This is a genomic window from Enterobacter cloacae complex sp. P29RS, from assembly GCF_014893445.1.
In the GTDB taxonomy this organism is placed as follows: domain Bacteria; phylum Pseudomonadota; class Gammaproteobacteria; order Enterobacterales; family Enterobacteriaceae; genus Enterobacter; species Enterobacter intestinihominis.
Genome location: NZ_JADBPZ010000041.1, coordinates 1 through 11374 on the forward strand (window position 1 = coordinate 1; position 11374 = coordinate 11374).

General features: G+C 58.9%; 11 protein-coding genes. 4 read left to right on the forward strand and 7 right to left on the reverse strand.

The window, feature by feature from the left end; genetic code table 11:
• The first annotated feature begins 214 nt into the window (after positions 1-214).
• Complete coding sequence (gene entD / locus IM282_RS21660) at positions 215-904, forward strand: enterobactin synthase subunit EntD (protein ID WP_045309217.1); 690 nt, start codon at positions 215-217, stop codon at positions 902-904.
• On the opposite strand, the gene IM282_RS21665 is transcribed toward entD, so the two are convergent.
• The 7 genes from IM282_RS21665 to betT form a co-directional block, all read right to left on the reverse strand.
• Complete coding sequence (locus IM282_RS21665) at positions 840-1679, reverse strand: metal ABC transporter permease (RefSeq protein WP_157508243.1); 840 nt, start codon at positions 1677-1679, stop codon at positions 840-842. The genes entD and IM282_RS21665 overlap by 65 nt on opposite strands.
• The gene (gene sitC, locus IM282_RS21670; RefSeq protein ID WP_022647369.1) at positions 1676-2524 is read right to left on the reverse strand and encodes an iron/manganese ABC transporter permease subunit SitC; all 849 of its coding nucleotides are present in this window, start codon (positions 2522-2524) and stop codon (positions 1676-1678) included. The genes IM282_RS21665 and sitC overlap by 4 nt, the downstream gene beginning before the upstream one ends.
• Entirely contained in the window at positions 2521-3327 is an 807-nt protein-coding gene (sitB, locus tag IM282_RS21675) for an iron/manganese ABC transporter ATP-binding protein SitB (protein WP_126292225.1), read from the reverse strand. The genes sitC and sitB overlap by 4 nt, the downstream gene beginning before the upstream one ends.
• A 2-nt stretch (positions 3328-3329) precedes the next feature.
• A complete protein-coding gene (gene sitA, locus IM282_RS21680) occupies positions 3330-4241 on the reverse strand; it encodes an iron/manganese ABC transporter substrate-binding protein SitA (protein WP_032624705.1) in 912 nt (303 codons plus the stop codon).
• Between the two features lie 211 nt (positions 4242-4452).
• Positions 4453-4737 carry a NadS family protein gene (gene nadS / locus IM282_RS21685; protein WP_003858821.1) on the reverse strand — a complete coding sequence of 95 codons (285 nt, stop codon included), beginning with the start codon at positions 4735-4737 and terminating at the stop codon, positions 4453-4455.
• 2 nt (positions 4738-4739) lie between these two features.
• Positions 4740-5126 carry a type II toxin-antitoxin system RelE/ParE family toxin gene (locus tag IM282_RS21690; RefSeq protein WP_032610190.1) on the reverse strand — a complete coding sequence of 129 codons (387 nt, stop codon included), beginning with the start codon at positions 5124-5126 and terminating at the stop codon, positions 4740-4742.
• 138 nt (positions 5127-5264) lie between these two features.
• Entirely contained in the window at positions 5265-7298 is a 2034-nt protein-coding gene (betT, locus tag IM282_RS21695; protein WP_022647365.1) for a choline BCCT transporter BetT, read from the reverse strand.
• Positions 7299-7426: 128 nt separating this feature from the next.
• Between betT and betI the strand changes: the two genes are divergently transcribed.
• The 3 genes from betI to betA are packed head-to-tail and all read left to right on the forward strand — an operon-like array spanning position 7427 to position 11178.
• On the forward strand, positions 7427-8014 hold the full coding sequence (betI, locus tag IM282_RS21700; RefSeq protein WP_003858827.1) for a transcriptional regulator BetI: 588 nt from the start codon (positions 7427-7429) through the stop codon (positions 8012-8014).
• 13 nt (positions 8015-8027) lie between these two features.
• On the forward strand, positions 8028-9500 hold the full coding sequence (gene betB / locus IM282_RS21705) for a betaine-aldehyde dehydrogenase (protein ID WP_063163428.1): 1473 nt from the start codon (positions 8028-8030) through the stop codon (positions 9498-9500).
• 13 nt (positions 9501-9513) lie between these two features.
• Positions 9514-11178 carry a choline dehydrogenase gene (gene betA / locus IM282_RS21710; protein ID WP_017694353.1) on the forward strand — a complete coding sequence of 555 codons (1665 nt, stop codon included), beginning with the start codon at positions 9514-9516 and terminating at the stop codon, positions 11176-11178.
• Positions 11179-11374 lie beyond the last annotated feature (196 nt).

The window sequence follows — 11374 nt, forward strand, 5'->3', positions numbered from 1 at the left end:
CCTGGCACGTTCACCGGTCATGTCGTTACAGAGTAGCAAGGAACATAAAGTGAACGGAATGACCACCACCGCCGTATATTCCCCTCACCCTAACCCTCTCCCCGGAGGGGCGAGGGGATTGCTCAGTGCTCGCATTAATTTGTGGGGAACCCTCAGCCCTTTGGGAGAGGGCCGGGGTGAGGGCATCAGGCCGCACAATACTGAAGGGAAAACCATGCACACAAACCACAGCACATTTTCTCTCGCCGGCCACACCCTTCACCGCATCACTTTCGACCCCACCACCTTCACCGACGCCGATCTCCTCTGGCTGCCCCATCACGCACAGCTGGCTGACGCCGGACGCAAGCGCAAATCCGACCACCTGGCAGGCCGCATCGCCGCGGCGCATGCGCTAAACGAGCGCGTAATCCCCGGCATCGGACCCAGCGGCGAACCGCTCTGGCCGCAAGGTATTTCCGGCAGCATCACCCACAGCGGCACGCAGGCGATGGCCGTCGTCACGCAATACCCTGCGCTTATCGGCATCGATTGTGAAACGATCCTTTCCGAAAACGAAGCCTGGGAAATCAAAGACGGCATTATTGATACGCAGGAAGAACCTGTGCTTTCCCGCTCGGGATACCCGTTCGCCCTTGCCCTGACGCTGGCGTTCAGCGCCAAAGAGAGCCTGTTTAAGGCCCTCTTTCCGCAGGTGCAGGCCTGGATGGGTTTTGACAGCGCCCGCGTTACCCTGCTCGACGACAGGACGCTTATGCTGGCATTGACCCGTCATCTTGCAGGCTTTGAGGAAGGCACTGCCTTCACCCTTCACTGGCAGCAGCACGGCGAACAGGTCATCACCCTGCTGTCACACGCTCCTGCCGACGTGCCTTCACGCTGGTCACCACAAACGTCACGATAAACACCAACGCGAACAGGACCACAATGGTCGGCGCGGGCGCGCTGTCGAGATAAAACGAGGCATACACGCCGCTTACCGAAACCAGCGCTGAAACGGCGACCGCCACCAGCAGCGCCATGTGAAAGCGTCGGGTAATCAGCACCGCCACCGCGCCGGGGGCAATCAGCAGCGAAATCGACAGAATTATACCCACCGCTTTCAGCGTCGCCACGATGGTCAGCGAAACCATGCACAGTAAGCCGTAGTGCAGCCAGCGGGTGCGCAGGCCGCTCGCCTGCGCCTGCTGATAGTCAAAGCAGAACAGCAGAAAATCGCGCCACTTCAGGCCAATCACCAGCGCAATCAACCCCGCGACGAGACCGCTTTGCAAAATGTCCATCCCGTTAATGCCCAGCATATCGCCGAACAGAATGTGGTCGAGATGCACCTCAGGTTTGACGGCGATATAGAGGATCAGCCCGGCGCCGAACATGCCGGAAAAGACGATCCCCATAACCGTATCTTGCTTGATTCGGCTGTTATCCTTCAGGTATCCGGTGGCGACCGCGCAGAACAGACCAGCCACGAATGCGCCCAGCGCCAGCGGCAGGCCCATCATCCAGGCCAGCACGACGCCGGGAAACACCGCGTGGCTCATGGCGTCGCCCATCAGCGCCCAGCCTTTCAGCACCAGAAAAACCGACAGCAGCGCGCAGGGCACGGCCACCAGGAGTGAAATCAGCAGCGCATTGTTCATAAACGCAAACTGGAACGGTTCGAGGATCAGCGTCATCATGGATGTGCCTCCCGCGCCCGACGGCGGCTGGCAAGCAGCCCGTGCTTCGGCGCAAAGACGAACGCCAGCAGGAACAGCAGCGTCTGGGCGACCACGATAATGCCGCCGGTGGCGCCGTCCAGGTAATAGCTGGCCCACGCACCGAGGAAGCTGGTGATGCTGCCAATGGCGACGGCAATCATCAACAGGCGCGGGAAGCGATCGGTCAGCAGCCAGGCGGTCGCACCGGGCGTAACCACCAGACAGATCACCAGAAATGCGCCGACGGTTTGCAGCGCCGCCACGGTAGAGACCGCCAGTAGCGTAAAGAAGAGAATTTTCAGACGTTCCGGGCGCAGACCGATGGCGCGGGCGTGGTTCTCATCAAAAAAGGTCACCATCAGATCTTTCCATTTGAACAGCAGGATAACTATCGACACCACGCCGATAATCGCCAGCTGGACGATATCTTCCGGGGCGATGGCGAGAATATTGCCGAGGACGATGGTCTGAATGTTCACCGAGGTCGGGTTGAGTGAGACCATAAACAGCCCCAGCCCGAAAAACGAGGAGAAGATCAGCCCGATAATGGCGTCCTCCTTCAGGCGGCTGCGCTGGTTGAGAAACAGCATGCTGCCCGCCGCCAGCCCGCCCGATAAAAACGCCCCCAGCGAGAACGGCAGCCCGAGCATGTAAGCGCCCGCTACGCCCGGCACGATGGAGTGCGACAGCGCATCGCCGATCAGCGACCAGCCTTTGAGCATCAGATAGCAGGAGAGAAACGCGCACAGCCCGCCCACCATCGCCGAGACCCACATCGCGTTGAGCATGTACTCGTAGCCGAAGGGTTCGAGAAGCGCGTTCATTTGGCCTCCTGTCGGTGCGTGACGAAGGGGCGTTCGTCGTCGGTAATAATGCGATCTTCCGAGCCGCTGAGCACCACGTGGCGCAGCACGCCGCTAAAGGCGCGCTCAAGATTCTCAGCGGTAAAAGTGATATCCGTCGGGCCGCTCGCCAGCACGGTGCCTTTGACCATCACCGTGTAATCGCAGAATTCCGTGACCGAGCCCAGATTGTGGGTCGAAACCAGCATCGTTTTACCCTCGTCGCGCAGCTCCCGCAGCAGGCTGATGATCCTGGCTTCGGTTTTGACGTCCACGCCGGTAAACGGCTCGTCGAGCAGGATCACCTCGCCCTGCTGGGCAATCGCCCGCGCCAGAAACACGCGCTTCTTTTGGCCGCCGGAGAGCTCGCCAATCTGCCGATGACGCAGCTCAAGCATGTCCACGCGCTTCAGGGCGTCGGTTACAATCTGCCTGTCGCGCTCTTTAGGCCAACGCAGAAACCCCATATGCCCGTAGCGGCCCATCATCACCACGTCCTCGACCAGCACCGGAAATGACCAGTCGACCTCTTCCGACTGCGGCACGTAGGCGACCAGGTTCAGGCGCAGCGCCCGGTGAGGCGGAAGCCCGAGAATGGAGATAGTGCCGCTCGCCGCCCGCACAAAGCCCATCACCGCCTTAAACAACGTGGACTTGCCGGATCCGTTCACCCCCACCAGGGCGGCAATCGATCCGCCCGGCACGCTGAACGACGCGTCGCGCAGCGCCGTGTGGCCGTTGCGGTAGGTCACGGTCACGTCGGTTACAACAATCCCCTTCTGCATGGTTACTCCTTCATCCCGTCGCGGATGCCCTGCACCAGCGTGCGGGTGGTGACGTTCAGCAGATCGATATAGGTCGGCACCGGGCCGTTTTCTGCACTCAGGGAGTCGACGTACAGCACGCCGCCGTAATGGGCGCCGGTTTCCCGCGCCACCTGACGGGCGGGCTTATCCGAGACGGTGCTTTCGCTGAACACCGCCGGAATGTGATGTTTTTTCACCAGATCGATAACCTTGCGCACCTGCTGCGGCGTGCCCTGCTGATCGGCGTTGATCGGCCACAGGTACAGCTCTTTCAGGCCCAAATCCCGCGCCAGATAGGAGAACGCCCCTTCGCTGGTCACCATCCAGCGCTTGTCTTCCGGGATCGCCGTGACCTGCTTACGCAGCGGTTCAAGGGTAGCGGTAATCTTCTGCTTGTAGGCGTCGGCGTTACGCTGATAGGTCTGCGCGTTGGCCGGATCGTACTTCACCAGCGCGTCGCGGATGTTATCGACGTAAATCAGGGCGTTGTCCGGCGACATCCACGCGTGCGGGTTGGGCTTGCCGTTATAGGGCCCTTCGCTGATGCCCATCGGGGTGATGCCTTTGGTAACAATCACCTCCGGCACGCCGTTCAGATGCTGATAAAAGCGCTGGAACCACAGCTCCAGATTCATGCCGTTCGCCAGGATCAGCTGCGCCTTCTGCGCGCGTTTGATATCGCCCGGGGTGGGCTGGTATTCGTGAATTTCCGCGCCCGGTTTGGTGATGGAGGTGACCTCTGCGGCATCCCCCGCTACGTTTTTTGCCATATCAGCGATAACGGTAAAAGTGGTGATGACCTGGAACTTTTCAGCCGCCAGCGCGCCGGTTGTGGTCGCGGTCATAAGCAGCGCGCCGAGCAACAGACGCTTCAATCCTTGCCGTGGATGCATCGCAGAAGTCTCCTGAGGTGATTAAATTAAAAGCAAAATTAGCCCGTGCTATAAGGTATAGCACAGGCTATATTTAAATGAAAATAATTATCATTAAAGTTGTGTCAACGGAGGGAGAGCCTGATGGCGCTTCGCTTATCAGGCCTACGGTAAAGCAGTTTTGGAGTTTTGTAGGCCGGGTAAGCGCAGCGCCACCCGGCATAAGGGCGACTCACTGCCCGGCAAGTGCCTTATAAAATGCAGGATTCTCCCGAATCACATTAAGTACCTTCGCCGCCAGCCCGGTTGGGTTGCGACGTTTAGACTCCCAGCTCTTTATCGTATCGACGCTCGTGCCAAGCGCCTTCGCCATTTCGCTTTGCGTGATATTGAGCTGCTCTCTGATGGCGCGCACATCAGCAACTTCATAGCGGGTTACCCGGGAAGCGGCTTTTCTTCCGTTATGGATCTCAACGGCCTCTTCAAGCGAAGATTTTAATTCATTAAAAATACTCATTATCAGCCTCCACCTGCCTGATTAGGGTACATAGTACACCTCAAATTTACGGCACTGGAAGCAGTATTTTTCAGAATGGAAGTCAGCTTTTTAAGTTCTGCTTTCTCTGTCTCTGTCAGGCTGTCCTTTATGCATTTTGGATAGGCCATAATGAAATAGATCACCTCCTCTGTGGCAAGAAAGTAAATCACTCTGATCCCCCCTCTCTTTCCCTTTGAGCCTGCCGCCATCCTTATTTTACGTAAACCCCCCGTCTGCTGGATCAGGTCACCTTTATCAGGCCAGGCAATAAGTTCCTTTTGCAGATCCTTTAATTCATCATCCGTAGCAATGCTTTTAATCTGTCGGGTAAAGAGTGATGTTTCGATAAACTCTATCGCATGACTCATCCATAGTTCCTTCCCTAAACGCAGCAAAAGCCCGAATGCTTCAGCATCAGGCTCTTGCTGCATGGTTACTCTTCCTTGAGTAATGCTGCGCCAAATAACTGTATTTACATACAGTCTGAAGGTATTTTAAGAATCCGTTTAGACATCCGGGAACATCACGCTATTCCCCGGCGCTTCCCTGTGGAGATGGATAAAGTTCAGGTGCCGTTCATACTGGTCCAGAATATCCGTAATTACCTGCTCCTTGCTGTAATCCATCAAATCATTCCCCTGGCTCCCTTCCAGCAGGAAGGTCTCCAGCCGATAGTAGGTCGATTTCCCGCTGCGCGCCCGGTAGGTAAAGCCGGGAACCGAATACTGCTGCGGCCAGATCTGATAAACAAAGTTCTGCTCGTCGCCCATGTGCACCAGCAGATCCAGGTGCCCCAGGGTTTCGCCCTCTTCCGGCGGCAGGTTTTTCAGCTCCACGTAGGCGCCACGCAGCTTCAGCTCCTGCGCCACCTCTTCCATCGCCGGGAAGCAGACCGTCTCCATCATCTGGCTGGTGTAGCGCGTGCCCGGGTAGTTCATCAGGCGCGACAGGCGTTTCTTCCAGCTCAACCTGTCCTGCGCGCCCATCGGCCGCGGGGCGGTGTCGCGGCTGGCGCTGACGCGGCGGTAGTCTTCCACCTTAAGCGATTTATACAGCCCGGCCATCACGAAGAAGATCACGAAGCTGAACGGCAGGCCCATGATCACCGTGGTGTTCTGCAACGCAGAGATACCGTTGGTCATCAGCATCCCGAGCGTCAGCAGGCCGATGGCGACGGACCAGAAGATGCGCAGCCAGTTCGGCGCATCGCTGTTGATGTCCTTCAGCTTTGAGGTAAAGTTCCCCAGCACCAGCGCGCCGGAGTCCGCCGAGGTGACGTAGAACAGCAGGCCGGTAATGGTTGCTACGGACGCGCTAAAGGTAAACGCCGGGTACTGCGCCAGCAGGCTGTAGAAGCCGCGCTCCGGGTGCACCATCGCTTCCTGGGCAAAGGTTGCGTTGCCGTGGATAATTTCGTGCAGCGCGCTGTTGCCGAAAATCGACAGCCACAGCAGGGTGAAGGTGAACGGGATGATCAGCGTGCCCATCACGAACTGACGGATGGTGCGCCCACGCGAAATTCGCGCCAGGAACAGGCCGACAAACGGCGACCAGGCCACCCACCACGCCCAGAAGAAGAGCGTCCAGTTGTTCATCCACTCCACCGGGCGGTCAAAGGCGAAGCTGTTCAGCGTCATGCCCATAAAGCGGTTCACGTAATCACCTACGTTGAGCACCAGGGCGTTGAGCAGGAACGAGGTGTCGCCCATAAACAGCACGAACAGGATCAGCCCCAGCGCCAGCGCGACGTTCAGCTCGGAGAGCACGCGAATACCTTTATCCACGCCGGAGGTCACCGAGATGGTAGCGATGATCACCGACAGCGCAATTAGCGCCGCCTTCGCCGCCATCGAATCCGGGATGTCAAACAGCACGCTCAGCCCGTAGTTAAGCTGCACTACGCCAATCCCGAGCGTGGTGGCGATGCCGAAGATGGTGCCGATCACCGCCGCGATATCGACGCTGTGGCCAATCGGGCCGTTGATCTTTTTCCCGAAAATCGGGTACAGCGCGGAGCGGATGGTTAGGGGCAAATTATAACGATAGCTAAAGTATCCGAGCGCCATGCCCATCAGGGCATACATTGACCAGCCCGTCAGGCCGTAGTGGAACAGCGTCCAGACCATCGCCTGACGCGCGGCCTCCATCGTCTGCCCTGCCCCTTCCGGCGGCTGCATATATTGCGTGACCGGTTCCGCCACGGAGAAGAACATCAGGTCGATGCCAATGCCCGCGGCAAACAGCATCGCGGCCCAACTCAGCAGGCTGAACTCGGGCTTGGACTGCTCCGGCCCAAGCTTCACCGAACCGAAGCGCGAGCAGGCAATGCAGACGACGAAGACGATATAGAGCGTCGCCGCCAGAAGGTAGTACCAGCCGAAGGTCTTCGACACCCAGTTCAGGGTGCGCCCAATCCACTCGGCAGAAAAATCACGAAAGAAGATGGTCGTCAGGGAAAACAACAAAATCAGCCCGGCGGACGTAAAAAAAACGACCGGGTTGATTTTGTCTTTTTCTCTGTCTTGTGAAAGGTCTGTCATCCAGTATCCCCACTGTTTTTGTAACTATTGAAATCCAAAATCGCAACAATTAAGACACATTTTATATTGAACGTCCAATCAAAAACCGCTTTAATAGATTACCAACGCTGATGAATGGAGTGGCAAAAATGCCCAAAGTGGGGATGCAGCCGATCCGGCGCAGGCAGCTCATCGATGCCACGCTGGAAGCAATTAATGAAGTGGGAATGCATGACGCAACCATCGCGCAGATCGCCCGTCGGGCGGGCGTGTCCACGGGCATCATCAGCCACTATTTCAAAGATAAAAACGGTCTGCTGGAAGCAACCATGCGCGACATCACCGGTCAGTTACGCGATGCGGTATTAAGCCGTTTACGCGCCCTGCCGGACGGCAGTGCAGAGCAGCGTTTGCAGGCGATTGTCGGCGGCAATTTTGATGAAACCCAGGTCAGCGGCGCGGCGATGAAGGCCTGGCTGGCCTTCTGGGCCAGCAGCATGCATCAACCGATGCTCTATCGTTTGCAGCAGGTCAGCAGCCGCCGGTTGCTGTCAAATCTGGTGTACGAATTCCGCCGCGAACTGCCGCGTGAACAGGCTGAAGAGGCGGGCTACGGGCTCGCCGCACTGATTGACGGGCTGTGGCTGCGCGCCGCGCTCAGCGGCAAACCGCTGGATAAAACCCTGGCCCAGTCGCTCACCAGCCACTTTATCAGCCAGCATTTACCGACCGATTAACCGAGGAGAATTTATGTCCCGAATGGCAGAACAGCAGCTTTATATCAATGGTGGTTACACATCGGCCACCAGCGGTCGCACCTTCGAGACCATCAACCCGGCCAACGGTGAAGTTCTGGCGAGCGTGCAGACCGCCGGGCGCGAAGACGTGGACCGCGCCGTAGAGAGCGCAAAGCGCGGGCAAAAAATCTGGGCGGCGATGACCGCCATGGAGCGCTCGCGCATCCTGCGTCGCGCCGTCGATATCCTGCGCGAGCGCAACGACGAGCTGGCAAAGCTGGAAACCCTCGACACCGGTAAAGCGTTTTCTGAAACCTCGACCGTCGACATCGTCACCGGCGCGGACGTGCTGGAGTACTACGCGGGGCTGATCCCGGCACTGGAAGGCAGCCAGATCCCGCTGCGCGAGACCTCCTTCGTCTACACCCGCCGCGAGCCGCTGGGCGTGGTGGCGGGCATCGGCGCGTGGAACTACCCGATCCAGATCGCCCTGTGGAAATCCGCCCCGGCGCTGGCGGCGGGCAACGCGATGATCTTCAAGCCGAGCGAAGTAACGCCGCTTACCGCCCTGAAACTGGCGGAAATCTACACCGAAGCGGGCGTGCCGGACGGCGTGTTTAACGTTCTGCCGGGTGTGGGCGCGGAAACCGGCCAGTACCTGACCGAGCATCCGGGCATCGCCAAAGTCTCCTTTACCGGCGGCGTCGCCAGCGGCAAAAAGGTGATGGCGAACTCGGCGGCCTCGTCCCTGAAAGAGGTGACGATGGAGCTGGGCGGTAAATCCCCGCTGATAGTGTTTGACGATGCGGATCTGGATCTCGCGGCAGATATCGCCATGATGGCCAACTTCTTCAGCTCCGGTCAGGTGTGCACCAACGGCACCCGCGTGTTCGTGCCCGCGAAGTTTAAAGCCGCGTTTGAGCAAAAAATCGTTGAGCGCGTGGGCCGCATCCGCGCGGGCGACCTGTTCGATGAAAACACTAACTTCGGCCCGATGGTCAGCTTCCCGCACCGCGACAGCGTGATGCGCTACATCGCCAAAGGCAAAGAGGAAGGTGCGCGCGTGCTGTGCGGCGGTGACGTGCTGAAGGGTGACGGCTTTGATAACGGCGCGTGGGTTGCCCCGACCGTGTTCACCGACTGCACCGACGAAATGACCATCGTGCGCGAAGAGATCTTCGGCCCGGTGATGTCCATTCTTTCCTATGACACTGACGAAGAGGCCATTCGTCGCGCCAATGACACCGACTACGGTCTGGCGGCGGGCATTGTCACCGCCGATCTGAACCGCGCCCATGGCGCTATTCATCAGCTCGAAGCGGGCATCTGCTGGATCAACACCTGGGGCGAATCCGCCGCGGAGATGCCGGTGGGCGGCTACAAACACTCCGGCATTGGCCGCGAGAACGGCGTCATGACGCTTCAGAGTTACACCCAGGTGAAGTCCATCCAGGTTGAGATGGGTAAATTCCAGTCCATATTTTAACCGGGAGGTTTATTTGCAATTTGACTACATCATTATCGGGGCCGGCTCTGCCGGCAACGTTCTGGCAACACGACTGACTGAAGATCCGAACACCACCGTCCTGCTGCTTGAGGCGGGCGGGCCGGACTACCGCTTTGACTTCCGCACCCAGATGCCTGCCGCGCTGGCCTTCCCGTTGCAGGGCAAGCGCTACAACTGGGCGTATGAAACCGAGCCAGAGCCTTTCATGAACAACCGCCGCATGGAGTGCGGACGCGGAAAAGGGCTGGGCGGCTCGTCGCTGATCAACGGCATGTGCTACGTGCGCGGCAACGCAATGGATCTGGACAACTGGGCGAAAGAACCGGGTCTGGAGCACTGGAGCTATCTCAACTGTCTGCCCTACTACCGCAAGGCAGAGACCCGCGACGTGGGGCCGAACGACTACCACGGCGGCGACGGTCCGGTGAGCGTCACCACCTCTAAGCCGGGCGTGAACCCGCTGTTTGAAGCGATGGTGGAGGCAGGCGTGCAGGCGGGCTACCCGCGCACCGACGATCTCAACGGCTATCAGCAGGAAGGCTTTGGCCCGATGGATCGCACGGTCACGCCGCAGGGCCGACGCGCCAGCACCGCGCGCGGCTATCTGGATCAGGCCAAACCGCGCCCGAATCTGACCATCCGCACCCACGCCATGACCGATCACATTATCTTTGACGGCAAGCGCGCGGTGGGCGTCGAGTGGCTGGAAGGCGAAAGCACCATTCCTTCAAAAGCGACAGCGAAGAAAGAGGTACTGCTGTGCGCGGGCGCTATTGCGTCTCCGCAGATCCTCCAGCGCTCCGGCGTGGGCAACGCTGAACTGCTGAAGCAGTTTGATATCCCGCTGGTACATGATTTACCCGGCGTGGGGGAAAACTTGCAGGATCACCTGGAGATGTACCTTCAGTATGAATGCAAAGAGCCCGTTTCCCTCTACCCTGCCCTGCAGTGGTGGAATCAGCCGAAGATTGGCGCGGAGTGGCTGTTTGGCGGCACAGGCGTGGGCGCGAGCAACCACTTCGAAGCGGGCGGGTTTATCCGCAGCCGCGAGGAGTTCGAGTGGCCGAATATTCAGTATCACTTCCTGCCGGTAGCGATTAACTACAACGGCTCGAACGCGGTGAAAGAACACGGCTTCCAGTGCCACGTCGGCTCCATGCGCTCGCCGAGCCGCGGGCACGTACGGATTAAGTCCCGCGACCCGCATCAGCATCCGGCGATCCTGTTCAACTATATGTCCCACGAGCAGGACTGGCAGGAGTTCCGCGACGCGATCCGCATCACCCGTGAGATCATGCACCAGCCCGCGCTGGACAAGTATCGCGGTCGCGAAATCAGCCCGGGCGTCGAATGCCAGACCGACGAACAGCTGGACGAGTTCGTGCGTAACCACGCCGAAACCGCCTTCCATCCGTGCGGCACCTGCAAGATGGGCTACGACGAAATGGCGGTGGTCGATGGCGAAGGCCGCGTTCACGGGCTGGAAGGGTTACGCGTGGTAGATGCGTCGATTATGCCGCAAATTATCACTGGCAACCTGAACGCCACCACCATCATGATTGGTGAGAAGATTGCCGACGCCATTCGCGGGCGCGAGCCGCTGGCGAAGAGCACGGCGGCGTATTATGTGGCGGATGGGGCGCCGGTTCGCCGCTGAGTGCGAACTTCTCCTCTCACCCCGGCCCTCTCCCTTTGGGCTGAGGGTTCCCCACAAATTAATGCGAGCACTGAGTAATCCCCTCGCCCCTCCGGGGAGAGGGTTAGGGTGAGGGGAACATACGGCGGTGGTGGTCATTCCGTTCACTTTATGTTCCTTGCTACTCTGTAACGACATGACCGGTGAACGTGCCAGG